Origin of the sequence: Terriglobus aquaticus (assembly GCF_025685415.1) — a bacterium.
Taxonomy (GTDB): Bacteria; Acidobacteriota; Terriglobia; order Terriglobales; family Acidobacteriaceae; genus Terriglobus; species Terriglobus aquaticus.
Window position 1 is genome coordinate 4033431 of sequence record NZ_JAGSYB010000001.1, and the last position, 24205, is coordinate 4057635.

Here is a 24205-nt window from a genome sequence, read left to right on the forward strand (position 1 = left end):
CTGCTGGTGCGGAAGAAAGCAGATCCTTCACTGCGCTCAGGATGACACTAATGGAGAGGATGCACCCCCGAGATGGAGCGGTACGCGGCTGGCGCGGTTGAGTTCGCTATTCGATCGTGACGAGTTTCATGCGTTTGCCGAGCTTGACCGTGTAGGTGATGGGTAGCGTTGCCGGGATGAGTTGCTCGGTTGCGGGCTGGTCATCGAGTTTGACGGCGCCTTCCGCTCGCTTGCGGCGTGCCTCCGCGTTGGAGGGAGCGAGCTTTGCGGCGACGACGAGCTTGTCGATGTTGAAGGTCTGGTTGTCGTCGTTCCAAGCGACGTCGGCGCGGCTGAGTGTTACGCGTTCGGTGTCTTCGCTGACGCCGCCCTTCTGGAACTGGGTGGACCAGTTCTCTTCGGCGCGCTGTGCGGCGTCGGCGGAGTGGAAGCCGGTGGTGATGGTGCGGGCGAGATCTTTCTTGGCCTGCATGGGGTGCAGGGTGCCGTTCGCGACGGATTCGCGCATGCGGTCGATTTCGGATTGCGGGACGTCGGTGAGCAGCGTCCAGTAGCGCCACATCAGATCGTCCGACACCTGCATGAGTTTGCCGAACATGTCGAAGGGAGGCTCGGAGACGCCGATGGCGTTGCCGAGGGACTTGGACATTTTCTGAACGCCGTCCAGGCCCTCAATGATCGGCATGGTGAGGACGATCTGTGGCTGCTGGCCGAAGTGGCGCTGCAGGTCGCGGCCGCGCATCAGGTTGAACTTCTGGTCGGTGCCGCCGAGCTCGACGTCGCACTCGAGGGCGACGGAGTCGTAGCCCTGCATGATGGGATAGAGCAGTTCGTGCAGGTGGATAGGCTCTTCGTCGTTGAAGCGCTTGTGGAAGTCTTCGCGCTCGAGCATTTGCGAGACGGTGAACTGCGAGGTGAGCTTGATGAAATCGGCGAAGCCCAGCTTGTCGAGCCACTCGGAGTTCCAACGGACTTCGGTCTTGTCGCGGTCAAGGATGCGGAAGACCTGGTCCTGGTAGGTCTTAGCGTTCTCCTGGATCTGTTCGCGGGTGAGCGGCTTACGCGTTTGCGATTTGCCGGTGGGGTCACCGATGAGCGCGGTGGAATCGCCGATGAGGAAGATGACCGTGTGACCGAGCTGCTGGAAGTGGCGCAGCTTGCGCATGAGCACGGTGTGGCCCAGGTGGAGGTCGGGCGCTGTTGGGTCGAAGCCGGCCTTGATGCGCATGGGTTTGCCGCTGGCGAGGGATTGCTCGATGCGCCTGGTGAGGTCGTCGGCGGGAATGATTTCGGCGACGCCTTTGGTGATGAGGTCGAACTGTTCAGCGAGCGGCGGGAAGGTCGGCATGTCGCTTCTAAGTATAGGGAAGAGGGCTCAGGGTGTAGGGGTCAGGGTGGCAGTGATGAGGGGTGAGGCGAAGAGGGTGGGTGTGCCGGTGGCGAAGACGTGCGTAACGTGTGGGCGCACGATCGAGTGGCGCAAGAAGTGGGAGCGCGACTGGGAGAACGTGCGGTATTGCAGCGATGGTTGCCGGAAGCACAAGCCGGGTGCGCGGGAGGCGGCGCTGGAAGAGACGATTCTGCGGTTGCTGAAGGAGCGTGGGTCGGCCAAGACGATCTGTCCCAGCGAGGTGGCGCGTGCGGTGGCGGGAGACGATGAGCGCGCCGCGTGGGAGCCGCTGATGGAGCCTGCGCGTGCGGCGGCGCGGCGGCTGGTGGTTGCGGGCAAGGTGGTGATTACGCAGGGCGGGGTGGTGGTCGATCCGTCCACGGCTAAGGGTGCGATCCGGATTCGTTTGGCGTGAGCCTGAAAGGTGAGGGCTGTGTGTTGCGTGCGATTAAGCGGGAGGCCGTTGCGGGATAACGCGCGGCGCGGGTTGCGGCTCTAAGCGGAGATGGCAACTGCGAAGAAGTCCGCAACGAAGAAGTCGGGCGCGAAGAAGAGCGCTTCGAAGAGCTCGGCGTCGAAGGCAACGACGAAGAGCACCTCGGCAAAGAAGAGCACGGGCGCGAAGAAGACGAGCGCGAAGAAGGCGCCGGCCAAGAAGAGTGCCGCCAAGAAAACTTCGGCGAAGAAGAGCGCACCGCCATCAGTACGGCGCGCGACGAAGTCTGCGAACACTAAGGTAGCGGCCAGCCGCAGACACATTACCGGGGCGGACACGCGGAAGACACCGGGCAAGAAGAGTGCGAAGAAGGATTCGAGCGGGAAGAAGTCGAGCGCAGCGAATGCGTGTTGGCCTGGGTACCAGCCGACGCCGGGTAAGAAGCAAGGCGAAAAGGGAAGCTGCGAGCCCAAGCCACACCAGACTGCCGCCGAGAAGAAGGGCGATCAGAAGGCTGCGGCGGCGTCGAAGTTGAGCGGGCAGCGCAAGTAAGTTCGCGGCAGGGACGAGGCGCGCATAAGCTGGTCGCATGTGTTTGCGATCGGCTTTGCGCGCCCTGTTCTGTTCTGCCCTCTTGATCCCTGCCAGCGGCGTGTTGATGGCTCAATCCACGCCGGCCGCGACGGCGAGCGGGCAAGCGGTCGCGAGCACGCCTAAGAGTGCGGAGCCACCGGCGTCGAACCTGATGCGCGGAGCATATGGGCCGGAGCGGGCGAACAACGACCTGCTGCACTACACGCTGGACGTGCGTGTCGATCCGGTAGCGAAGACGATCAAGGGCACGGTCGCGGTGCGGTTCAAGATGCTGCAGGATGGGTCGCGCATCCAGTTGGACCTGACGCCGACGCTCCAGATCGATAGCGTGCGCATGGGCGGCAAAGACCTGAAGTATGAGCGTGCGGGCACGCCGTTCTTCGTGGACTTTGCGAAGGCGCTGAAGCGCGGCAAGACGTATGAGGTGACGGTTGCGTGGTCCGGCGCTCCGAAAGCGGTGGGGCGCTTTGGCGGCATGGTGTACGGCAGCGATCCGCAGGGTCGGCCGTGGATTTATACGAGCTGCGAGGATGACGGCGCGAGCATCTGGTGGCCGAACAAGGACCAGTGGCGCGACGAACCGCAGGAAGGCGTGGACATGCACGTGGCGGTGCCGAACGGGCTGACCGCGGTGAGCAATGGAAGGCTGCTGGGGTCGAAGGACCTGGGAAATGGCTACACGCGGTGGGACTGGCGCGTGACCTACCCGATCAACAACTATGACGTGAGTCTGAACATAGCCACGTATGCGCACTGGAGCGACAAGCTGGTGTCGCAGTACGGCAACGTGGACATGGACTTCTATGTGCAGCCGGAGAACCTGGAGAAGGCGCACACGCAATTTGCGCAGGCCGGCCCGATGCTGAACGTATTTGAGAAGTACTTTGGGCCGTACCCGTTTGTGCGTGATGGATACAAGCTGGTGGAGATTCCGTATGCCGGCATGGAACACCAGAGTGCCGTCGCGTATGGGAATTCCTTTCAGAACGGATACGCGAAGCGCGATTGGCTGGGAACGGGGATCAACAACCGCTTCGACTTCATCATCATTCACGAGAGCGGGCACGAGTGGTTTGGCAACAGCGTGAGCGCGGCCGATCCGGCGGACATGTGGATTCAGGAGGGATTCTGCACGTACATGGAAGACGTGTACGTGGAGGCGATGTATGGGCACGACGATGCGGTGAAATACATCAACGGCATGAAGAGCAAGGTGTATTTCGACAAGCCGGTGCTGCAGCCGCGCGGCGAGAACCATGACCCTTCGCGTGATCAGTACTTTAAGGGCGGGCTGCTGCTGAACACCTTGCGCAGTGCGGTGAACGACGACGCGAAGTGGTGGGCCACGATGCACAACGTGGCGACGCACTTTGCGTACAAGAACATCCTGACCGAGGAACTGGTGGCATACATGAACCAGCAGCTTGGCAAGGACTACACGCCGGTGTTCAACGCCTACCTGAAGTATGTGTCGCTGCCGGTGCTGCAGTTGCGTTACCACGATGGCGTGGATGGTGCGACGGGCACCGTGGACTACCGATGGGACACGCCGGAGGCGGGTTTCAACCTGCCGGTGCGGGTCGGGGACCCGGCGCACTGGACGACGGTGCAGCCCAAGGTGGGCGAGTGGCAGATGATGCCGGGCAATCGTGCGACGTTTGCGGTGGACACGAAGGATTTCTACCTGCGCGTCATGCAGGACCCGGGCGATGCGGCGGGTAAGGAGCCTTCGACTGCCAGGTGGAAGATGGTGTGGAGCGACGAGTTCAATGCGCCGGATGGAACCCCGATCGACACGAAGGAGTGGAACGTGGAGGAGGGTGGCAATGGCTGGGGCAACAAGGAGCTGGAGACCTATACCGGCCGCGTGAACAACGTGGTGCAGCGCGGCGGCAACCTGGAGATTACGGCTCGGCGCGAGGACTTCACGGGCAAGGATGGGATTGCGAAGCCGTACACGTCGGCGCGCGTGAACACGCAGGGCAAGTTCAGCCAGAAGTATGGCCGCGTGGAGGCGCGCATGAAGCTACCGGACGGCGGGCAGGGTGTGTGGCCGGCGTTCTGGATGCTGGGCGAGCCGACGGCGGAGTTCAAGGACTGGCCGGGCATCGGCGAGATCGACATCATGGAGCAAATTGGCCGGGAAGCCGGCACGGTTCACGGCACGTTGCACGGGCCAGGGTACGGCGCGGACAGCCAGTTGGGGGTGCCGTTCAATCTGCCGAAAGGGAAGGCGTTCTGGGATGACTGGCACGTGTTTGCAGTGGAGTGGGAGCCGACGGCGATGCGGTTCTACGTGGACGGAACGCTGTACGGGACGGAGACGCCGGCCGATGTGCCGAGCGGTCAGAAGTGGGTCTTCGATCACCCGTTCTTTGTGATTTTGAATCTGGCAGTGGGTGGGCAGTGGCCGGGCAATCCGGATGAGACAACGAAGCTGCCGACAACCATGCAGGTGGACTGGGTTCGTGTGTGGGAGAAGCAGTGATGCGCGCGGCGTTGCGCTGTGGTCTGGGCGCGCTGGCTGCAGGAGCGATGCTGAGTGCGGCTGCTGCAGACGCGCAGGTGCTGCATCGTCTGGATGGAACGACGCTTTCTGCAGCGGAGGCGCAGCGGGTTGCGGATCGTGAGCTGGACGCGAACCATGTAACCGGCGCGGAGATTGCCGTGCTGAACGGTGGCAAGGTGGTGTGGACGTACGCGCATGGACTGCGTCACAGAGCCGATGCAACGGTGGCCGGGGATGTGAACCAGCCGATGACTCCGGAGACGAACACGTGGGCCGGATCGATCACGAAGAGTGTGTTCGCGACGTACGTGATGCAGCTGGCTGAGCAGAAGAAGCTTGAGCTGGATGTGCCTGTGGCCAAGCAGTTGCCGAAGCCGCTGAACGAGTACGAGGCGTATCGCGAGAGTGCTTCGGAGTTGGTGAAGGATCCGCAATGGCAGCGGGTGACTTCGCGGATGCTGCTGGCGCACGCGGGAGGCTTCAGCAACCTGATGCTGTTTACCGAGCAGGACAAGAAGCTGCATTTGCACTCGAAGCCGGGAACCGAATTTCGCTACTCGGGAGACGGCATGAATGTGGTGCAGTTCCTGGTGGAACAGCAGCAGGGCAAGCCCTTGGACGTGCTGATGCAGGAGGCAATCTTTGGCCCGCTGGGCATGTCCCAGACGAGTGAGATCTGGCAAAAGCGCTTCTCGGAGAACCAGGCAGACCGGTTCGACAAGGACGAGAAGTTCCATGCGCGAACGCAGCGTTTCCCGGCCAGAGCGTCGGGGAATATGAGTACCAGCGCGGTGGACATGGGCAAGTTCCTGGAAGCGCTGCTGGCGGGGCGCATCGTGTCGCGCAAGACGGCCGATCGGATGTTCACACCGTACCTGCGAATTACAAGCGTGCATGAGTTTCCGGTCGCGGGTGATGCGGCTGAAGGAGATGAGGCGAAGCGCGTGGGGCTGGCATACGGCATGGGCTGGGGCCTGCTGACGCGGACCAGGTACGGTCCGGCGTTCTTCAAGGAAGGCCATGGAGACGGAGCGCAGAACTACCTGATCTGCTTCCGCCGCAGCGGCGACTGCATGGTCATCCTGACCAACAGCGACAACGGCGAGCTTGCGTTTCGACCGCTGCTGGAGCAGATTCTGGGCGACACGGAGACGCCGTGGGAGTGGGAGGGTTACACCCCAGAGGCGATTGCCCGGGCAAGGGCGTCGGGGTCGTAGCGGGTGTGGAAGAACGGTGGTGATGGCATCGGAACTGGCCGGTGCCGATCCTGCAAAAGAACCTGAATCCCAGCCTACTAGTTGGTAGTCTTACTGGTTATGCAAAGCGAAACCGCAGAACGGATCCTGCAAACCGCGAATGCTCTGCTGATTGACCGGGGTTATTCCGCGTTCAGCTATGCGGACATCGCGGACGCCGTCCAGATTAGGAAGGCGAGTATTCACTACCACTTTCCGACGAAGGCCGGGCTTGTGGTGGCGGTGCTGCAGGCGCACCGGGGACGCATCCTGGAGGGAATGGAGGCGCTGGACCGGCGGTTCAGCAACCCACTGACGCGGCTTCGGGAGTACTTCAAGTTCTGGGAAGGGTGCATTGCGGACCAGACCCTGTCGTTCTGCGTTGGTGCTTTGCTGAGCGCGGAGATGCCGTCCCTTCCGGAAGAAGTGCAGGCGGAGGTGCGTCAGCACTTTGCGACCTTGACGCGGTGGTTTGAAGCGACGTTGAAGGCCGGAGTGCGGGCAGGTGAGATCAAGCTTCCAGGCAAGGTGGACACCGAAGCGCAGGTGCTGATTGCGTCGATGCACGGGGCAATGTTGTCGGCACGGGCAACCCGCAGTTGTGACGTGTTCCGCGCCGTCTCCCACGCGGTGCTTGCCCGGATTACACCAGCAAAGAAGTGAAGAAGTGAAGAAGTGGAGGGCGGAGGTGGAGCCCTTCTTTGGTTCACGTATCTACCAACTAGAAGATAGAGGAGCGAGAGCATGCAAGCTGTATCGATAGAAACGTCACGTTCATTGCGCATTCTGTACATAGTACGAACCGCGTTTCAGGTGGTGTGGGCGGCTGCTGTGATTGCGACTGCGATGAAGCAGCCGGTGATCGCGGCGGTGTTGTTCGTGCTGTACCCGCTGTGGGATGTGGCCTGCACGGTGTATGACCTGAACACGGCAAGCAGATCGGGCAGCGCTCGAACCTCGCAAACAATCAATGCGCTCCTTGGGGTGGCTGCCGCGATTGGCATCGGCCTCACGGTGTTTCGCCAGCCGATCTACTCGGTTGCGATCTTTGGCGGGTGGGCCTTTGGTGCCGGCCTGCTGCAACTTGTGGTTGGTCTGATCCGGCGCAAGCAGGCGGAAGGCGGCCAATGGGCAATGATCCTCAGCGGTGCGCAGTCGATGCTTGCGGGCATTGCCTTCTTCCTGGGCGGCCTGTATGACAAGCGCCACATCCAGGATGTGGGTGGATACGCGATCTTTGGTGCGATTTACTTTCTGATTGGCGGCATTCTGCTGACACGGCAGCTTTCGAAAGCGGCTGGAGCTGTCGTGGAAACGTCGCGTTGACGCTATGTGTTGATGATGGGGAGGATGAATTTATGGCTCTTGAGATTACGCGCGAGTTGTTGCAGACAGCAGCGGTGGAAGGGATGCCGGGATGGGAGACGCGCCTGTTCCTGATTACATACCCGGCGGGTGCGGACAGCAGCGGACATTCGCACCCGGTTCCGGGTGTGGGGTATGTGCTGGAAGGCACGATGGTGACGGCCTTTGATGGCGATGCTGAAGAGATCTTCCGCGGGGGGCAAAGCTTTCAAGACAAAGCGAGCCTTCATCGGGTGAGCCGCAATGGGAGCGCAACCGAGCCGATGCGATTTCTCATTGCGTATACCGTGAGGGTGGGCGAGCCGAACACGACCTGGCCGGACAAGTAGCTTGCCTGAGGCCCCAGAGCCTTGCCGTTGCGAGGTCCACGGTAGCGAGCCGCTGCCCGTTGAAGAGGACGAGCAGCGGCAGCGCTAGCTACAGCTTGAGCAGCTTTGCGGCGTTGCCGGAGGCGATGCGCTCGATGTCGGCTTCGGGGAGGATGGAGCGTAGGTCGTCGAGCCATTGCGTGCCCTGCTCGGGTTTGCTGAAGGGGTAGTCGACCGAGAGCATGAGGTGATCGGGCTTGACGACCTCCAGCGCGCAACGGACGGGTGGGATAGTGAAGTAGCCGCTGTTGGTGATCCAGAAGTTTTCGACGAAGCACTGCTGAATACTGCGCTGAAGCTTGTTGCCAATGCCGCGGGATAGGACGGCGTCGGCGCGGGCAATGGAGTAGGGCAGGTTTTCGCCCATATGGCCGACGATGATCTTGAGGTTGGGCAGGCGGTCGAAGAGGCCGGAGGCCATGAGGCGCAGCGAGTGCAGGCCGGTTTCCACGTGCCATCCCCATGCAGAGGTGGAGAGCATGAAGTCCACGGGCGGTTCGAGGTCGCTGAAGTACGCGTTGAACACCGGCGGCGGTGGCGGCGCGGGGTGGAGGTAGACGGGAACGTCGAGTGCCTGGGCGGCTTCGAAGATGGGGAAGAACTCCGGACGGTCGAGGAACTTGCCACCGACGGTGCCGCTGATGAAGGCGCCCTTGAAACCGCGGCCGACCCAGGTCTGCAGCATGTCGGCGGAGCGCTGAGGATCCTGCGCGGGCAGGGCGACGAACGCGGCGAAGCGGTTGGGGTGCGCGGCCACGGCTGCGGCCATCTGCTGGTTGGCGTCTTCGCAGATTTCTGCGGCGAGAGCGGCGTCGAGCGAGTTCGTCCCGCCACCGCCGAGCGAGAGCACCTGCATGTCGATACCGCCGGCGTCCATGGCGGCGAGGCGGCCCGCGCCCATGTCGAGCAGGAGCGAATTGATGCGCTGCATGTACTCGGCGATGGGGCCGCGGGCGGCGCTGGTGCCAGCCATGGCCTGGATGAAGCGTTCGGTAGTGATGTGCTCTTCGAGGGTGATGGTGCGCATGGTGCTCCTGTGTGGTTCACGCATTGGGATGCGAACCGGGCGGTCAGCGACGCGACCTGTTGGGGGAGGCTGCTTCTGTGCGCAGCTACCGCGATTCGGAACGATCGAGTTCCGCTTCTGTGAAGCGCCTGCCGCAGGTATCGCATTGCCAGTAGCGACGACCGCGTGGCAATGGCAGGGTAAAGATCCAGAGCATCGCGGTGCGCAGGCCGAAGCTTTCTTCTTTGCGTTGAATTGCAGTGCTTCCACAGAAAGGACAGCGGTCTCCTGCGAGCGGGTCGTCTTCTTCCTCTTCAGGATTGCTCTCGTTCTGGAGGCCATTCAGGACGACGAGCGCTGCTTCCCGGTCTGCCTGGAGGACCTGTAGCCGCATGCCACCGATGAAGTTGGAGATCTGCCAATCGAGACGCACCGTGTTCTCATCTCGGAGGAAGCACGGGATGCCGGCTGCTTCCAGGGCGCCTCGCGCGACGATCGCGGTGGAGAGATCGCGGAATCGATCGACGGTGACCCATTGTTCGGGATCCGGAAGCGGTTCCTCTGCCTGCTTCAAGCGTGGGGAGAGATGGAGGCCGCGGCGCTGCACCTCGCTGTCGAGTGCTGCCTGCGCTTCCGGGATTAGATCGTCGGCGTGCGCGGCTTCCGCGAGGACCTCGTGGTCGGTCATCGCGGCATAGCGGGCTTGAAGCGTGTCAGAAGAAGGTGTCACGGTTGTGCGCTTCTCCTTCAGTACTGGCGTGGAGCGCTGCCTTGATGAGATGCCAGATTGTTTACTTACCGGTGAAGATTGCCTTCGGCATCATGACGTGGACGCCGACGTTGCCGTCGACGAGTTGGGTGATGTCGACGTCGCCGGCGACGCTAGTGAGCATGTAGGCTTCGTCGCGCGAGAGGTGCCTGGTGCTGACGAGGAAGTCGATCATCTCGCGGACCGCGTGTTCGGTGGCCTCGTGCAGGTCTTTGCTGAAGCCCATGCTGATGTAGTGCGTGGGCGTTTCGGCGCGCGGCCAGAGTAGGTGCTGGTCCTTGTGGACGACCAGGCGGAAGGTGCCGGTGAGGTAGGTTTCGAGGGCGGTGATGTCGACCTCGCCATTGCCTTGGCCGGCGTGACCGTCGCCTGCTTCGAAGAGAGCGCCCTTGGCCGCGACCGGGATGAAGAGGGTGGTGCCGGCAACGAGTTCCTTGTTGTCGAGATTGCCGGCGTGAGCGAAGGGTGGCGCGGAGTCGATTTTGCCGCCTGCGGGTGCGACGCCCATGCTGCCGAAGAAGGGGTGCAGCGGGATGTCAATGCCGGGCGCGAAGTGGGCGATCATCGCTTTGCGGTCGAGCGGGATGATGCGCGAGCGGCTGTAGGGGAACTCCATGGGCAGAAAGCCGCGGCCCAGGCCGAAGCCGTTGCAGGCGAAGTCAGCGTCGAGTTGGACCTTGAGGATCTGGATTTCGAGGACGTCGCCGGGTTCGGCTTCGGCGACGGCGACGGGGCCGGTAAGGATGTGGCCGCCGGGGCCACGGTCTTTCACCTGTTCGTAGATGGGCGCGGTGTAGGGCGGGATCTGGCTCGCGGGAACGCCTTCAGCGATCATGCGCTCGGGTGAACCGCAGGTGGAGAGCGTTTGCAGGGTTACGGTCTCGCCGGAGTGAATGGTGAGAACGGGTTTGGCCTGGCCGCTGTAGTAGCCCCAGGCGACGGTAGAGGGGCTGGCGGGGACGAAATTTGCGCTCTGTGCAGGAAGGGGGATGGCCGCGGCAGGCGCAAGCACAAGCAGGGCTATGCGGCACAGCAAACGGTGCAGGGCAGGGCGGGTGACAGGCGGCATAGCGAGAGAGTACACGGGAAAGAACGAACCATTCGCCATGCGGCGGCGGCGTAGGAGGTATCCTGAAAGGAATGGGAACCATGCAGGAATCGCCGGTGTTGCAGCACCGTGGAGCGCCCGCGGACGAGCCGCCTACACGTCCGCATGGCGATGTAGACGATCAGTTGATCGGCGAAGTGCCCTTTCGGAGCTGGGGACGGTATCCGCTGTACCCGGCGAAGCTGGTGTCGCTGAACTGGCAGGATGATTTTCCGCGAGTAATTCAGCAGAACGCGGGCATGCCGGGTGGCGCGCTGGCGGTGGGCATGGGGCGCAGCTACGGCGATAGCTGCCTGCTGAAGGACGGCAACCTGATGGTTGCCACGGGCATGAACCGGCTGCTGAGCTTTGATGCTGCGAGCGGCTTGCTGACGGCCGAGGCTGGGCTGACGCTGGCGCAATTGCTGGACTTTGCGGTGCCGCATGGATGGTTTCTGCCGGTGTCGCCGGGCACGAAGTATGTGACCTTGGGCGGCGCGGTGGCGAATGATATCCACGGCAAGAACCATCACCTTGCGGGCACGTTCGGCAGCCATGTGCGACGGTTCACGCTGGTGCGCAGTGACGGAACGCAGATGGAGTGTTCGCCGACCGAGAACTCGGATTGGTATGCAGCAACGATCGGCGGGCTGGGGCTGACCGGTGTGATCACGAACATCAGCCTGCAGTTGAAGCCGATCGTATCGCGGTTTATCGATTACGAGGGAATCCAGTTCCACGGCGTGGACGAGTTCCTGGCGCTGACCGAGCAGTACCAGCACGTGGAGTACACGGTGAGCTGGGTGGATGTGACCAGCACCGGCAAGAACTTTGCACGCGGCATCTTTATGCTGGGCGACCACTCCAAGATTCCGGACAAGCTGACTCGGTCCAAGGACCCGAAGCTGGTGTTTCCGCTGGACGCGCCGGGAGCGATGCTGAACAGCATGACGGTTGCGGCGTTCAACACGGCGTTCTTTCACAAGCAGATCAAGCCGCGGGTGCGGGCGCTGCAGGATTACGAGCCGTTCTTTTATCCCTTGGACAAGGTGCTGCATTGGAACCGCATGTATGGCAAGAGCGGGTTGCTGCAGTTCCAGTACGCCATTCCGTGGGAGAGCGCGCGTGAGGGCACGATCGCGATCCTGAACGAAGTTGCAAAGAGCGGTCTGGCCAGCTTCCTTGCCGTGCTGAAGGCATTTGGCGATGTGCCGTCGCCAGGAATGATGAGTTTTCCCCAGCCGGGCATCACGCTGGCGCTGGATTTTCCCATTAAGCCGGAGAAGAGCTTTGCGCTGTTCGACCGGCTGGCGGCGATGACGCTGGATTACGGCGGCAAGCTGTATCCGGCGAAGGATGCGCGCATGACGCCGGCACAGTTCCAGAAGAGCTATCCGGAGTGGCAGAGGTTTGCGCGGTACAAGGATCCGCTGCTGAGTTCGAGCTTCTGGGAACGCGTGACGCAGTAGAAGGTCCAGGGAACAGGCAGTAGGGACAGCGAACAGGGAAAGATCCGGCTGTTCCGTTGATGTGTGGCGAGCGAAAGGGCAGATCGAGTACATGGCAGAGCAGATGAGTTTGGAACCGGTGAACGAGGTGGCTTTGCCGAAGCGGGACGCGTCGCACACACCTCGCCGGGTGCTGGTGCTGGGAGCGACCAGCGGCATTGCGGAGGCGACCACGCGCATCTGGGCTCGTGAAGGCGCGAACCTGTTCCTGGTGGGCCGTAACGCGCAGCGTGTCGCCTCGGTAGCGGCGGACTTGAAGACGCGCGGTGCGGCGTATGTGGATACGGCGGTTGCGGACCTGGACGATGTGGACGGGCATCCGGAACTGCTGGCGCGCGCGATCACGTCGCTGGGCGGGCTGGATGTTGCCTACGTTGCGGTCGGCATTCTTGGTGAGCAGCCCACGGCCGAGCAGGATGTGAACCATGCGCTGCACATTCTTCACACGAACCTGACTGTGCCGGTGAGCCTGCTGACGTGGCTGGCGAACTTCTGCGTGAAGCAGGGGCGCGGGACGCTGGCCGTGCTGAGCAGCGTGGCAGGCGACCGAGGACGCAAGTCGAATTACGTGTATGGCTCGTCAAAAGCCGGACTGAGCGCTTTTCTTGCAGGTTTACGGAACCGCATCGACCGTGAAGGCGTAACAGTGTTGACGATCAAGCCCGGGCCGGTGAAGACGGGCATGACCGTGAACATGAAGGGAAGTGAAAAGTTCGCCGATCCGAACAAGGTTGCGGAGCAAATTGTCTCGGCCGTGGAGAAGCGGAAGGATGTGCTGTACACGCCGAGCATCTGGGCCCTGATCATGCTGGTGATCCGCGCAATCCCGGAGCGGGTGTTCAAAGGATTGAACCTGTAGTTGGGATCGAGCGCAGCGAAGGGCGGGGAAGACGAGTCCCCGCTCTTACCATTTGCATCCGCAATAGAAAGCAAGAAAGCCTGGCCGGTTGGCCAGGCTTTCTGTTTGTAGTTCGTTGCGTGCTTAGAACTCGAGCCGTAGCGCGAGCTGGAGCACGCGGTAGGGCTGGGTTCCCGTGGTCGCGGTGATCTGACCAAACTGGCTGCCGTTGTTGATGTCGGCAGTGGCCTGACCGTTGTAGGGACCGGCGAAGACCGGGTGGTTGAGCACGTTGAAGGCATCCGCACGGAACTTCAGGTTGACCGAGTCGCGATACAGGGCGAATGACTTGGCGAGACCAGCGTCGAATTCGAAGGCGCCCGGTCCGCGAAGCAGGTTACGGCTGCCGATATTGAAGCCAATGGGTCCCTGGAAGGCGCCGCTTGCCGCCGTGGGATTCGCGAACAGGGTGAGCTGTTTGCGAACCGGGTCCGTGTGCACGCTGCGCCGGATGGCGGCAGTGTCTCCGTTGAAGAGCAGTGGGGCGTTGTTGGAGTAGCTGGCCACAAAGGCGTCGCCCACCGGAGTGAAGGCGTAGCCGCTGCGATAGGACGGAATGCCGCTGACATCCCAGCCGCCGATCACCTCATTCAACCAAACCGGTGCACCACCCGCGAAGCTGCGGCCGCGGCCGAAGGGAAGCTGGTAGGTGAAGTTTGCGTTGAAAAGGTGAGTTACGTCGAAGTCAGAGCTCGCACGGCACAGACGTGGGCGCAGAGCATCGCAGATGAGACCCGTTCCACCCAGACCGTTCGAATTGGCGATGAGTGAGACGTTGTCGATGGAGTGCGACCAGGTGTAGTTCGCGTCGAACTGGATGCCGTGCGACAGGTTCTTCTGCAGCGAGAAGAGAGCGCCGTGGTAGGTGGAGAAGCCACGGTTGGTGTAGTAGTTGTTGGCCGAGTACTGCGCACCCATGCCTACGTTCGCCGGCAGGTTTGGTGACAGCGCCTGGATGATGTCGGCGAAGTCGCCAGCAGCGAAGAGGCTGCCGTTGTTGTCGACGATCGCGGCTGTCTTGCTGGTGTAGCCTGCCGACGAAACGTTGGTCAGGTTCTCAAACCAGGGCTGCGGCGTGATGGGCTGATTGTTGCGTGCCTGTACTTCGGCGGCGCCAACTGCCTGCGACATGGCCTGACCGGAGCGCGGGTCGACAAACTCGATCAGCTGATTGGAGTCAGACTGACCGAGAAGGCGGCGACCGAAGCGCCCAACGTAGGTTCCGCGGAAGATGAAGCCGTGCTCGAAGTTGTGCTCCATCGTGAAGCTGGTGCTGATGCTGTACGGAGTCTTCAGACTGTGGTCGATGGTGGTGTTGAACGCCTGACCGTTCTGCAGACCGAAGGGACCGGACGCATTGACGAAGGGCTGGAAGCCTGACGCGGGAGTTGCGGGCGGAGTAATGGTAACGGCCGTACCGTAGCGGGGATCGTTCAGCAGCGCGGCTCGTGGATTGCCCGAAACACCATTCGAGATGGCGAGTGGCTGCTGGAAGAGGTAGGAGTTCTGATCCTGCTGGTAGAGGACAGCGCTGGCTACCGTGCGATCGAAGACAAGACCAACGCTGCCGCGGAAGACAGTATCGCGGTCGAACGAGGGGTTGTAGGCAAAGGCAAAGCGCGGGGCGAAGTTCTTCCAGTCGGGCTCGTACAGGTTCGGTCCGTTGTTGGCCTTGCCGCCCAGAACGTAGCTTTGAAGCGGAATGGCATTGTTTCCCGTCTTGCCGGCGGCCGATGCTGCAACGCGAGCGAAGAAGTAGTCATTGAAGGTCGAGTTGTTGACCGACTCCAGGCCGTTCACTTCATACGGCACGCTGAAGAATTGATAGTTCAGGCCGTAGGTGAGCGTCAGGTCGGACGTAACCTTCCAGGTATCGCCAATGTAGGCCTCGGTCTGGTAGTAGCGGTAGTTGCGCTGCGAACCGGTTGCGAGCGGAAGCGCTTTACCCGTCTTGTCGTAGTTGATCTGACCGCCGATAGCACCAATGCGGCCCAGCATGGCGGCGAAGGCGCTGTCGTAGGTAATGGTGCTGGTAGTGCTGCCCGGCAACAGATTTGCCGGGCGCAGGGAAGCGTTCAGGCCGGTATTCTTACCGCCAAGACCGAGCGTTTCCGTGGCGTAATCCAGCTTGGTGTTGCCGCTGGTCGGGATGTACTTGAACAGGCCGCCGATGTCGATGGTGTGCCGGCCGATGCTCCAGTTGAAATCGTCGGTGAACTGAAGGATCGGGACACGACGAGCCTGCGCATTGCTGGGCGTGTTGTACGGGATGTCGAAGAGATTTGTCGTTCCGGTGTTGAACGTGAGGGGATTGGTGGGCGGGTTGTAGCCGTTGAAGGTGATGGGGAAGGCAACATCCTGCACGACGCGGCCGATGGTGAACTGGTTGAACTTGTTCGCGCCGATCTGCCAGTCGAAGCCCGTGGACCAGCGATAGCTGCGATCGCTGTAGGGCTGAACGAGGACGGGGAGGGTTGGAAACTCCTGCTGGGTGTTGACCGAATCTGCGCGCGTAAGATTGGCGACGCCGCGCAGCTTGATTCTGGAGGTGAGGGTGTAATCCAGGCGGCCCACGTATTGCGAGAAATTATTTATGTTACGGGCATTGAAGCGGAAGTAGCCGCTGTTGACGCCGTCGCCACCGGTGAGATCGTTGGCTCGGGGGTAGGCGCTGTTTAGCAAAGTCAGCAGCGCCTGGTTCACGCCAGCGTTAGCAGGATCTGCAGCCTTGACTTGTGCCGGAGTGAGCTGGCTGATGCAGGCAGGTGTTGTATTTTGCCGGCTGGAGCGGCTGCAACCCGGACCGTTGTTGATGTACGAGACGTTGCCGGCGCGGAAGGAATCCAGGGGAACGGTGCGTGCGACCGGATTGCTGGAGGACTGACGGAAGTAGTTGGCGTTGAAGAAGAAGAAGAGACGGTCGTGCAGGATAGGGCCGCCAACGCTGCCGCCAAACTGGTTGCGGATGAGCTGGGGCCGCGCGACGCCCGCGAACTTGTTGAACCAGTCGTTTGCTACCGTGGTGCGGTCGCGGTGGTACTCGTACAGACTTCCGTGGAAGGAATTGGTGCCGCTACGAGTGATGAGATTGAACTGTCCGCCGCTGCCGGGACCGCTATTCACCTGAAAGCCGCCCACGGTGCCGCGGAACTCCTGCACAGAATCCACTGGGGCGCCGCCCACGATGGAGAAGCCAGCATTGCGGTTCTGGGTGGTGCCGCCACCGGTCGCGAAGTCGTTCACGTCGAGGCCGTCGACGCTGACGTAGTTCTGGTCCGTGCGGGCGCCGGTGGTGGATCCGGTCGTCGTCACGCCGGGCTGCAGGGTGAACAGGCGAGCGGGTGTGGAGCGGTCCTGAATCGGAAGGTCGTTCAGCTTCTGAACCTGGTAGTTAATGCCGACCGAACCGTCTTCGGTGTTGATTGTCGAGCTGGTGCCCGATGCCTGCACGTCTACCTGGACATCGCTGCCTACATTGAGCGTGGCGTTCTGGGTCCGGACGTTCGCGATGTTGAGGTACAGTCCCTTGACAGACAATGGCGCAAAGCCAGGGTGCGAGACGTTGAGGACGTAGTTCGGTCCGGGTGGCACCTCGCTGAAGCGATAGGAGCCGGCGGAGTTCGTCGTCGCTTTGAAGGAAACGTTGGTTGTGGGATTCGTGAGTTCAACGAGTGCGTCGGGTACGACTGCACCTGTCGCATCTGTCACAACGCCGGTCATGGTTGCAGTCGTGGTCTGGGCAAAGCCAGTGTTAACCAGAGCAACCACGGCAGCCAAAGGCAGCAGCGTTCGCAGCGAACGAGAGTACATGCTTCATCTCCTGATTTTGCAGAGAAGTGAGGAAAGGGTGGGAGGAGGGTACATATCACCTCTTCCGGCGCCAAAGACAAATATCGTGAGTACTGCAATTCGCAAGCCATTTGATTTGGCTGACGATGGCGCGGTGCGATGCGTTTAGACGTGTAGTCTTTACGATTTCTTCTGAAATCGGAATACCGATACGAGATTTGGAAGACCTGACAGGGTGAAACGCGGGTTACTGCTGGGCTTGTTGCATTTGCTGCATGTAGCGGGCGTGGGTGACGGCGGGTGGGGGCGGGGCGGGAGGTTGCTGGGCCTTCTCGACGAGCTTGGACCAGTCCTCGGGCACGGGGAGTTCCTGGTCCGGGAGGGCTGAGCCTTCGCTGGGCTGGACGCGGACGGCGACGGTGAGGTCGGTGCTGGCGCGGCCACGGAAGATGCCGTGGGTCGGCGGGACATCGGAGTAGTCGCGGCCCACGGCGGTGCGGATGTGGCGATTACCCGCGATGAGCAGGTTGGTGGGATCGAAGCCGATCCAGCCGAGCTGCGGTATCAGAGCTTCGATCCACGCGTGGGTTGCGGTGGAGACGCTGCGGTCGTTGTTGGATGTGTTGTGGTGCAAATAGCCGGACACATAACGGCACGGAATCTTCAGCCGCGCGCGCACGAGGGCGAGCATCACATGTGCGAAGTCCTGGCAGACGCCGGTGCGCTGCTCGAGCGCGACGTCAATGAGTGAGTCGGCGGAAGTGGAGCGCGGAACGTAATCGAACCAGCGATACAGGCGCTCGTTCAATTCGTGCAAAACCATAAGCGGGTCGTCACGGCGGCGGACGTCTAGCTCATCCGCGAGCGCGAGCAGGCGTGGCGTGGGCTCGGTGAACTCGCTGGGAAAAAGGAATTCCCAGAAGTCGCCCTCGTGCACCATGCTGTCGAGCTCGGTCCATGCGTCGGGTGCGAGAAAGGCTGGAACAGGAATGGGATCTTCCATCTCGACCAGGCTTTCCGCCACGATGACGAGTTGTTCGTGCTGGCCGGGGATGTCGAAGTGGTGCACGTGATTGCTGAGGTGATCACGGTAGCTGAACACGCGGCAGCGCGGCGAGACGGAGAGCTGGAAGTTGAGGCAGCGCTGGAACTCGTCGGAGCGCGGGTGCATGCGCGTTTCCATGATGGATTCGCTGATCTCGTTCGAGTAGACGAATTTGGTGAGGTGGCGAACGGTGTAGTACATCGGCCTCCGGCGTCGGGAGTGCGAAGAGCTTTGGCGGGAGCAGAAGCAGGTCCTTCGCTTCGCTCAGGATGACAGAGGCGCACTGGACAGTGCTCAGATGCGGGCTTGCTAGCCGGCGAGCGCCGCTTGGATCGAGTAGTCGATGTAGAGCTCGTAAATAGCGCGGTGGATCTCAGAGCACTGGCGCTGGATCCCGTGGAGGTACTCGACGACGCCGGTCTCCATGATTTCCTCGACCGACGAATAGCTGAGGGTGGCCCGCAAGCGGCCAGAGAGGCGGCTGAGCTTTTCAGAACGCGAACCGCCGCCGCTGATGTCCTCAATGGCGCGCAAGGCGTGAGCCATGGCGTCGATGGAGAAGCGCAGCGAATGAGGGAAGTCGGCGTCGAGCAGGAGGAACTCGAGGATCCAGGCGGGGGTGAGGTCGGCGGTGTAGACCTTGCAGTAGGCCTCAAAGGCCGTGGCAGAGCGGAGCAGGCCCATCCACTCGAGGAACTCGTTACCGTCGCGGTGTTGCTCGTGCTGGCGCCAGAGTTCGTCCTGGTAGGCCTCCAGCAGCATGGCGCTGGCGGAGGCGCGTTCCATGTAGCGGCCCACCTGGATGAACTGCCAGCCTTCGCCGTGACTCATGGTGGAGTCGGTGACGCCCTGGAACTGGTGGACGGCTTCCATGACCTGGGCGAGGAACTCGGTGGGAGCCTCGTGGGTGCGCAGCAACGCTTCGGCATGCATGTCGGACTGCATCTCTGGCCGTGTAACCTGGAGATACAGCGAGTTCAGGCGGTGCCACATCTCGGTGGAGATCTGTTCGCGGACGTGCCGGGCGTTTTCGCGGGCGGCGACGATGCACCCGAGGACGCTGGCGTGGGTCGCGGAGTCGAAGGTGAGCCGGTGGGTGAGCGCGAAGGCGTCGCCCTGCCAGGGCGTCTCGCGTGCGGCACCAAGGGCCTGCAGGACGCGTACCCAGCGGCGGTCGGCGCTGTTGGCCGACTCATCGGTCATTAGGTTCAGGTTCACGTCGAGCAGGCGGGTGGTGTGCTCGGCGCGCTCCAGGTAGCGGCTCATCCAGTAGAGGCTGTCGGCAACGCGGGATAGCATGCGGGAACTCCGGGCAGTTTAGGAGGCGATGGGGAGTGGCAAATGCGAAGTCTCGATGCGGCTCAGGTCAAGGTGCTGCGATGCGTGCTGAATATCGAGACCGACTATACGACCGCGCTCGTCATAGTCGACCACGACCCCGTCAGAGACTTCGCGAGAGTCTGCACTGACAGCTTCGGCCAAATCGATATACAGCGAATCGGTATCTTCGTAGTAGTGGAGTTTCATGCTGTTCTCCTCGGCTCCGCACCATCTGGGAAGGCGTTGTGCAATGTGCGCTCGTCTTCCAGAGTAACAACGCGGAGTGCTTTGCCTGCCAGCTCAGGGACGTATCCGAAGAATCGGATCCTGCCGTCTTCCTGCACCTCTCGACGGTATGGGTTATGAATCACCTGCAAGCACCAGCCGATCTGAAGGTATGGCCGCTTGCGCAGAACCTGCTCGCGGAAGTAGGCCGTCATCGGAACTTCTGCAAACGAGAGGGGCGTTTCGGACATGTCCTATCTCTAGTCGTTGAGAACCCAGGTGTCTTTGCTGCCGCCGCCTTGGGAGCTGTTGACCACGAGGGAGCCCTCGTTGAGGGCGACACGGGTGAGGCCGCCGGGGACGATGCTGACCTTGTCTGAGCCGTAGAGCACGTAGGGGCGCAGGTCGACGTGGCGCGCCTGGAAGCCGTCGTTGATGAGGCAGGGCGCGCGGCTGAAGGTGATGGTGGGCTGCGCGATGTAGTTGCGCGGGTCAGCCTGGATCTTTTCGGCGAAGTCCGCGCGCTGGGCGGCGCTGCTTTGCGGTCCGATGAGCATGCCGTAGCCGCCGGATTCACCCACGGCTTTGACGACCATCTTTTCGAGATTTTCGAGGACGTACTTTCGCTCTTTCTCCTCGCTCATCAGGTAGGTCTTCACGTTGTTCAGGATCGGATCTTCGTCCAGGTAGTACTTGATGATAGAGGGCACGAACGCGTAGATGGCCTTGTCGTCGGCCACACCGGTGCCAAAGGCGTTGGCGAGCGTGACGTTGCCGGCGCGGTAGGCGTTGAACAGGCCGGCGACGCCAAGCATGCTGTCGGGGCGGAAGGTGAGCGGGTCGATGAAGTCGTCATCGACGCGGCGATAGATCACGTCCACCTGGCGCAGACCGCTGGTCGTGCGCATGTAGACGATGTTGTCGTGCGTGGAGAGATCGCGGCCTTCCACCAACTCAATGCCCATCTGGCGCGCGAGGTAGGCGTGCTCGTAATAGGCGGAGTTGAAAACGCCGGGTGAGAGAAGGACGATGTTGGGTTCGGGCCGGCCTTCGGGAGCGAGCGAGCGCAGTGTGCCCAGCAGCAATTGCGTGTACTGCTCGATGGGGCGCGGGTTGTAGCGGCTGAACAGATGCGGGAAGGTGCGCTTCATCACGCGGCGGTTGGTCAGCATATAGCTGACGCCGGAGGGGACGCGGAGATTGTCTTCGAGCACAACAAACTCGCCGTTTTCGAGCCGGATCAGATCGGTGCCCACGACCGCGATGTACACGTTGCGCGGCACGTTGAGGCCGATCATGTGGCGGCGGAACTGCTTGCAGGAGTAGACGATCTCGCGCGGAACGATGCCGTCCTTGAGGATGCGGCCTTCGTTGTAGATGTCTTTCAGGAAGAGATTGAGCGCGGTGATGCGCTGCCGCAAACCCTGTTCCACGCGGTCCCACTCGCGCGCGGTGATCAGGCGGGGCAGCAGGTCATAGGGGAAGATGCGCTCCGTGCCCTCGTTGCGGCCGTAGACCGTGAAGGTGATGCCCTGGTTCAGGAACGAGAGGTCGGCGGCGTGCTTCTTGCGCTGGAGCTCTTCGGTCGGAAGATTGCGAAAGTGCTCCATGAGCGGCTGGTAGTGAGCATGGAGGTCGCCGGGACCGGCGAACATCTCGTCGTAGGCATGGTCGAGTTGATAGTGGTCCAGACCGGGGCGAACGGCGTTTTCCGTGGGCATGGTTCGGGACAGTATACGGTTCGCGGCCCGAACAGCCGCTCCTGGGCAGGTTGAAGACCCGGCGAGGCGACGCGGAGGTGCCGTTAGCGGAAGAGCATCACGGCGAGCCAGTGCGGCTCGGACGAAGCCTGCGGCAGGCCGGGCACCGCTTGCGCGGCGCCGCGGCGCTTGCTGTCGGGCACCACGGTCAGGGTCTGCTCGTGGTGCTCGCGCATGACGACAACGCTGACGGGGTGTCCCTTGCTGTCGTGGAGGGCGCGGTTCCAATCGCTGCGGGTCGCCATGACGGCACCATTGACGCGCAGAACGACGTCTCCGGCGTGCATGCCTGCGGCGGCGGCGGGACTGTTGCCATCGATGCTGTGGATCAGCAGGCCGGTGCGGCCGTTGAGGCCGAAGTATTCGGCAAGCTGAGGACCGATCTCATCCACCGTGGCGCCGGTATAGCTGGGAAACACAGGCAGGAGGTGCCCCGGCATAAAACTGCCGAAGTAGCGCGACGTCTTGCCGGCGGCAGGGGCGGGCGGCGGTGGCGCGAGGAGCGGCTCGTCCACGGCAGCGTCGACCGGATCGGCGGGGGCGGGGACCACGTAGTGTTGCTGCCAGGCGCGCCGGCCGATGTCGTCGCGATTGGCCATAGTGGCGCTCAGGGTTTGCACGCTGCCGTCACGGCTAACGCCTATCTGGACGGTGCGGCCGGGCTGCATCTCGCGCAACACGTGGCGGAGCTGCTCCTCGGTATCGACCGGCGCGCCGTTTACGGTTTGCACCACGTCGTGCTCACGGATGCCCGCCTTCCATGCTGGCCCATCGTGATCGACCATGATCACGACGACGCCGCGGGTCTCGCGCAGGTGCAGGTCGCGTACGGCGACATCGCCGACCGTTCGGATGTCGACGCCAAGATAACCCTGTCCCTGGGCCGTGTGCGCGCCGCCGCCCGAGTGCGCGGCGACGGCGGGCAGCAGAGGGCCGAGACCCTCAAACGGCAGCGCGTGAGCACGAGTTACGCCGAGGGTGAGCAGAGAGGCAGACAGAAACGAGAGACGCAGCCAGAACGGAGCAGCGCTACTGGATGCCATCTGCCCCCTCCAGCGCCTGCATGGACGCGGTACGGATGTAGGGATTTTCGTCCTGGGTGCTGACGGTGTGCAGCACCTGGCGCACGCTGGAGTCCGCGTGAACCGGTTCCAGCAAGCCAATCGCGCGGGTGCGCACATTGGCGTTGGGATCACGCATCAGGCTTTCCAGCACCACGTCGCGAACGCGCTGATCGGAGCTGACGAACGGCTGCAGGCCCTCCAGAGCTCTCAGGCGTACCTGTGGGCTCTTGTCATACCGCAGACTCATGAGCAGGGCATCGCGGAAGCCAAGACCGTTGCTGACGGGATCGCCGTCACCACACTTGTGGCCGGCGCGGCACTCTGTGGCCAAGAGGCTTACGCTCTCTTCGCGCACGGAATTGTCTCTGCCGTGCTGGGCCGCAGCGAGAAGAAGCTGGCGGATCCGCGGGTCGTCCAGCGACCCCTGCATCGTTTCCGGCGTGACGCGGTTGTAGTGAACCTCGACGATCTCTGGATTGGCAGTCGGCACAACACCGCTGACGTTGCCGACGGTGCTCTGCGCCGGCTGCTGAACCGTGACGACACCATTCGGCTTTGAGTGCGCCGCCTGGTAGTTAGACAGGCCCGAGCCGCCGAGGAAGCCAACGCCCACCAGAAGCGCAGCGAGAGCTGGCGCATGGCTAAGGGAATGCCAGGTGCCGGCAAGCAGGTTCTGAATGCGAGCCGCGAGCGGCAGGCGAGGTGTTTCGTCCAGCGCCTCGTCGAGCCGCATGCGGCTTTGCGCTAGAAGATTGGGCGAGATTTCCGGCAGTGCGTTGACGTCCATGACGCCGGTTAGCTCGGCTACGGAGTGCTGCTCCGCAACGCAGGCCGGGCAACCATGCAGGTGAAGCGCGAGAAAGGCCTGCTGTTCGGCGTCAAGCTCACCGTAGGCTTCCAGCACGATTTGTTCTTTAGCGTATTCGCAGGTCATATGCGATTCCTTGATCTGGTCTCTCTTTGAAGGTTGGTGCGGTGGTGCCGCGCCGCCCCGGTCATGGGTGCCGGGGCGTGCGCGTGGTGGTGCGGTTAAACGTCGCCGAGGTTCGCGCGGAGCTTACGGGTCGCGCGGAAAAGGGTGTTCTTGGCGGTTTCTTCTGTGGTCTGCAGAATCTCGCCGATGGCGCGCAGCTTGAGACCCTGGTAATGCTTCAGTTCAAAGACGGTGCGTTCGCGCGGCGTGAGTTTGTCGAGCGCTTCCTGAATGCGCATGTGCAGAACGCGGCGGTCCAGATCGGCTGACGGGTTCGCGCCGGCGCGGTCGTCGGAGACGTTGGACATCAGGTCCATCGTCTCGCCGTTCGAATCGGTGAGGATGCTGGGATCTTCGCGGCGGCTCTTGCGGCGGCGAAGAGCGTCGAGGCAGAGATTGGTGACGATGCGGTACAGCCAGGTGTAGAAGGAGCACTCGAACCGGAAGTTCGAGAGGTGGCGATAGGCCTTCAGGAAAGCTTCCTGGTGAATGTCCTGCGCATCCTGTTCGCTGCCGAGCATGTGGAGCGCCAGGCGCAGCACGGCGGAATCATAGCGGCGCACCAGATCGTCGAAGGCTTCGCGTTTGCCGCCCTGGGCCTGACGGATCAGTTCGTCGTCTTCCAGCCGTTGCTGGGCCCGCGCCTCGATCTGCGCCGGTGTGAGCGCCGCGCGTCCCGTCCGGCTTGCCGCCGCTTTCGCCATCCCCGGCGATTCTACCGCGACCACGCCCGGTCCGAGCGCGCCAGCGGTCTGTGATTTGAAGAGGGGGGCGAGACCCGCCCCGCCCATTTCCAATGCCTGTGTACCCATCGTGCGCTGACCCCGGAGTCAGAAGATCGATCTCACAGTGATAGACCGGGGC

At 62.3% G+C, this 24205-nt stretch carries 22 protein-coding genes; 8 read left to right on the forward strand and 14 right to left on the reverse strand.

Annotation, left to right across the window (positions count from 1 at the left end):
- Positions 1-106: 106 nt before the first annotated feature.
- A complete protein-coding gene (tyrS, locus tag OHL12_RS16740) occupies positions 107-1348 on the reverse strand; it encodes a tyrosine--tRNA ligase (protein WP_263414956.1) in 1242 nt (413 codons plus the stop codon).
- 82 nt (positions 1349-1430) lie between these two features.
- On the opposite strand from tyrS, the gene OHL12_RS16745 reads away from it, so the two are divergent.
- The gene (locus OHL12_RS16745) at positions 1431-1805 is read left to right on the forward strand and encodes a DUF2256 and DUF3253 domain-containing protein (RefSeq protein ID WP_263414957.1); all 375 of its coding nucleotides are present in this window, start codon (positions 1431-1433) and stop codon (positions 1803-1805) included.
- A gap of 80 nt (positions 1806-1885) precedes the next feature.
- Here OHL12_RS16745 and OHL12_RS16750 read toward each other — a convergent pair whose 3' ends face one another.
- Entirely contained in the window at positions 1886-2164 is a 279-nt protein-coding gene (locus OHL12_RS16750; RefSeq protein WP_263414958.1) for a hypothetical protein, read from the reverse strand.
- Between the two features lie 251 nt (positions 2165-2415).
- On the opposite strand from OHL12_RS16750, the gene OHL12_RS16755 reads away from it, so the two are divergent.
- The 5 genes from OHL12_RS16755 to OHL12_RS16775 all read left to right on the forward strand — a co-directional run bounded on the left by OHL12_RS16755 (position 2416) and on the right by OHL12_RS16775 (position 7858).
- A complete protein-coding gene (locus OHL12_RS16755; RefSeq protein WP_263414959.1) occupies positions 2416-4908 on the forward strand; it encodes a family 16 glycosylhydrolase in 2493 nt (830 codons plus the stop codon).
- Positions 4908-6146, forward strand: coding sequence for a serine hydrolase domain-containing protein (locus OHL12_RS16760; protein WP_263414960.1), 1239 nt, complete (start codon positions 4908-4910; stop codon positions 6144-6146). The genes OHL12_RS16755 and OHL12_RS16760 overlap by 1 nt, the downstream gene beginning before the upstream one ends.
- A gap of 99 nt (positions 6147-6245) precedes the next feature.
- Positions 6246-6827: a TetR/AcrR family transcriptional regulator gene (locus OHL12_RS16765; RefSeq protein WP_263414961.1), complete on the forward strand. Its 582-nt coding sequence runs from the start codon at positions 6246-6248 to the stop codon at positions 6825-6827.
- 81 nt (positions 6828-6908) lie between these two features.
- Entirely contained in the window at positions 6909-7490 is a 582-nt protein-coding gene (locus OHL12_RS16770; protein WP_263414962.1) for a hypothetical protein, read from the forward strand.
- A 32-nt stretch (positions 7491-7522) separates the two neighbouring features.
- Entirely contained in the window at positions 7523-7858 is a 336-nt protein-coding gene (locus OHL12_RS16775; protein ID WP_263414963.1) for a cupin domain-containing protein, read from the forward strand.
- 88 nt (positions 7859-7946) lie between these two features.
- Here OHL12_RS16775 and OHL12_RS16780 read toward each other — a convergent pair whose 3' ends face one another.
- From OHL12_RS16780 to OHL12_RS16790, 3 genes are all read right to left on the reverse strand, one after another.
- Positions 7947-8924 carry an amidohydrolase family protein gene (locus tag OHL12_RS16780; protein WP_263414964.1) on the reverse strand — a complete coding sequence of 326 codons (978 nt, stop codon included), beginning with the start codon at positions 8922-8924 and terminating at the stop codon, positions 7947-7949.
- A gap of 85 nt (positions 8925-9009) precedes the next feature.
- The gene (locus OHL12_RS16785; protein ID WP_263414965.1) at positions 9010-9633 is read right to left on the reverse strand and encodes a putative signal transducing protein; all 624 of its coding nucleotides are present in this window, start codon (positions 9631-9633) and stop codon (positions 9010-9012) included.
- 61 nt (positions 9634-9694) lie between these two features.
- Entirely contained in the window at positions 9695-10780 is a 1086-nt protein-coding gene (locus OHL12_RS16790; protein ID WP_263414966.1) for an acetamidase/formamidase family protein, read from the reverse strand.
- Positions 10781-10812: 32 nt separating this feature from the next.
- Between OHL12_RS16790 and OHL12_RS16795 the strand changes: the two genes are divergently transcribed.
- Positions 10813-12228, forward strand: a complete 1416-nt coding sequence (locus OHL12_RS16795; RefSeq protein WP_263414967.1) for an FAD-binding oxidoreductase — start codon at positions 10813-10815, stop codon at positions 12226-12228.
- A 103-nt stretch (positions 12229-12331) separates the two neighbouring features.
- Entirely contained in the window at positions 12332-13126 is a 795-nt protein-coding gene (locus OHL12_RS16800; protein WP_263414968.1) for an SDR family oxidoreductase, read from the forward strand.
- A 123-nt stretch (positions 13127-13249) separates the two neighbouring features.
- Here OHL12_RS16800 and OHL12_RS16805 read toward each other — a convergent pair whose 3' ends face one another.
- From OHL12_RS16805 to OHL12_RS16845, 9 genes are all read right to left on the reverse strand, one after another.
- Positions 13250-16975, reverse strand: coding sequence for a carboxypeptidase-like regulatory domain-containing protein (locus OHL12_RS16805; protein ID WP_263414969.1), 3726 nt, complete (start codon positions 16973-16975; stop codon positions 13250-13252).
- A gap of 226 nt (positions 16976-17201) precedes the next feature.
- Complete coding sequence (locus OHL12_RS16810; RefSeq protein WP_263414970.1) at positions 17202-18200, reverse strand: transglutaminase family protein; 999 nt, start codon at positions 18198-18200, stop codon at positions 17202-17204.
- A gap of 108 nt (positions 18201-18308) precedes the next feature.
- Positions 18309-19298: an alpha-E domain-containing protein gene (locus OHL12_RS16815; protein ID WP_263414971.1), complete on the reverse strand. Its 990-nt coding sequence runs from the start codon at positions 19296-19298 to the stop codon at positions 18309-18311.
- A gap of 18 nt (positions 19299-19316) precedes the next feature.
- Entirely contained in the window at positions 19317-19526 is a 210-nt protein-coding gene (locus tag OHL12_RS16820) for a DUF2283 domain-containing protein (RefSeq protein WP_263414972.1), read from the reverse strand.
- Positions 19523-19795 carry a hypothetical protein gene (locus OHL12_RS16825; protein ID WP_263414973.1) on the reverse strand — a complete coding sequence of 91 codons (273 nt, stop codon included), beginning with the start codon at positions 19793-19795 and terminating at the stop codon, positions 19523-19525. The genes OHL12_RS16820 and OHL12_RS16825 overlap by 4 nt, the downstream gene beginning before the upstream one ends.
- A gap of 9 nt (positions 19796-19804) precedes the next feature.
- Complete coding sequence (locus tag OHL12_RS16830) at positions 19805-21265, reverse strand: circularly permuted type 2 ATP-grasp protein (RefSeq protein WP_263414974.1); 1461 nt, start codon at positions 21263-21265, stop codon at positions 19805-19807.
- A gap of 83 nt (positions 21266-21348) precedes the next feature.
- Positions 21349-22347, reverse strand: coding sequence for a PDZ domain-containing protein (locus tag OHL12_RS16835; protein ID WP_263414975.1), 999 nt, complete (start codon positions 22345-22347; stop codon positions 21349-21351).
- Positions 22334-23272: a HEAT repeat domain-containing protein gene (locus OHL12_RS16840; protein WP_263414976.1), complete on the reverse strand. Its 939-nt coding sequence runs from the start codon at positions 23270-23272 to the stop codon at positions 22334-22336. The genes OHL12_RS16835 and OHL12_RS16840 overlap by 14 nt, the downstream gene beginning before the upstream one ends.
- A 125-nt stretch (positions 23273-23397) precedes the next feature.
- Positions 23398-24153 carry an RNA polymerase sigma factor gene (locus OHL12_RS16845; protein WP_263414977.1) on the reverse strand — a complete coding sequence of 252 codons (756 nt, stop codon included), beginning with the start codon at positions 24151-24153 and terminating at the stop codon, positions 23398-23400.
- Between the last annotated feature and the right edge of the window lie 52 nt (positions 24154-24205).

What these genes read in the sequence shown, in the direction of transcription:
- OHL12_RS16810 (WP_263414970.1), bottom strand. Translation starts at nt 18,200, where the DNA reads ATGTACTACACCGTTCGCCACCTCACCAAATTCGTCTACTCGAACGAG.
- OHL12_RS16760 (WP_263414960.1), top strand. Translation starts at nt 4,908, where the DNA reads ATGCGCGCGGCGTTGCGCTGTGGTCTGGGCGCGCTGGCTGCAGGAGCG.
- OHL12_RS16790 (WP_263414966.1), bottom strand. Translation starts at nt 10,780, where the DNA reads ATGGCGAATGGTTCGTTCTTTCCCGTGTACTCTCTCGCTATGCCGCCT.
- OHL12_RS16765 (WP_263414961.1), top strand. Translation starts at nt 6,246, where the DNA reads ATGCAAAGCGAAACCGCAGAACGGATCCTGCAAACCGCGAATGCTCTG.
- OHL12_RS16830 (WP_263414974.1), bottom strand. Translation starts at nt 21,265, where the DNA reads ATGCCCACGGAAAACGCCGTTCGCCCCGGTCTGGACCACTATCAACTC.
- tyrS (WP_263414956.1), bottom strand. Translation starts at nt 1,348, where the DNA reads ATGCCGACCTTCCCGCCGCTCGCTGAACAGTTCGACCTCATCACCAAA.
- OHL12_RS16805 (WP_263414969.1), bottom strand. Translation starts at nt 16,975, where the DNA reads ATGTACTCTCGTTCGCTGCGAACGCTGCTGCCTTTGGCTGCCGTGGTT.
- OHL12_RS16755 (WP_263414959.1), top strand. Translation starts at nt 2,416, where the DNA reads ATGTGTTTGCGATCGGCTTTGCGCGCCCTGTTCTGTTCTGCCCTCTTG.
- OHL12_RS16825 (WP_263414973.1), bottom strand. Translation starts at nt 19,795, where the DNA reads ATGTCCGAAACGCCCCTCTCGTTTGCAGAAGTTCCGATGACGGCCTAC.
- OHL12_RS16820 (WP_263414972.1), bottom strand. Translation starts at nt 19,526, where the DNA reads ATGAAACTCCACTACTACGAAGATACCGATTCGCTGTATATCGATTTG.
- OHL12_RS16780 (WP_263414964.1), bottom strand. Translation starts at nt 8,924, where the DNA reads ATGCGCACCATCACCCTCGAAGAGCACATCACTACCGAACGCTTCATC.
- OHL12_RS16770 (WP_263414962.1), top strand. Translation starts at nt 6,909, where the DNA reads ATGCAAGCTGTATCGATAGAAACGTCACGTTCATTGCGCATTCTGTAC.
- OHL12_RS16835 (WP_263414975.1), bottom strand. Translation starts at nt 22,347, where the DNA reads ATGGCATCCAGTAGCGCTGCTCCGTTCTGGCTGCGTCTCTCGTTTCTG.
- OHL12_RS16800 (WP_263414968.1), top strand. Translation starts at nt 12,332, where the DNA reads ATGAGTTTGGAACCGGTGAACGAGGTGGCTTTGCCGAAGCGGGACGCG.
- OHL12_RS16795 (WP_263414967.1), top strand. Translation starts at nt 10,813, where the DNA reads ATGGGAACCATGCAGGAATCGCCGGTGTTGCAGCACCGTGGAGCGCCC.
- OHL12_RS16775 (WP_263414963.1), top strand. Translation starts at nt 7,523, where the DNA reads ATGGCTCTTGAGATTACGCGCGAGTTGTTGCAGACAGCAGCGGTGGAA.
- OHL12_RS16815 (WP_263414971.1), bottom strand. Translation starts at nt 19,298, where the DNA reads ATGCTATCCCGCGTTGCCGACAGCCTCTACTGGATGAGCCGCTACCTG.
- OHL12_RS16845 (WP_263414977.1), bottom strand. Translation starts at nt 24,153, where the DNA reads ATGGGTACACAGGCATTGGAAATGGGCGGGGCGGGTCTCGCCCCCCTC.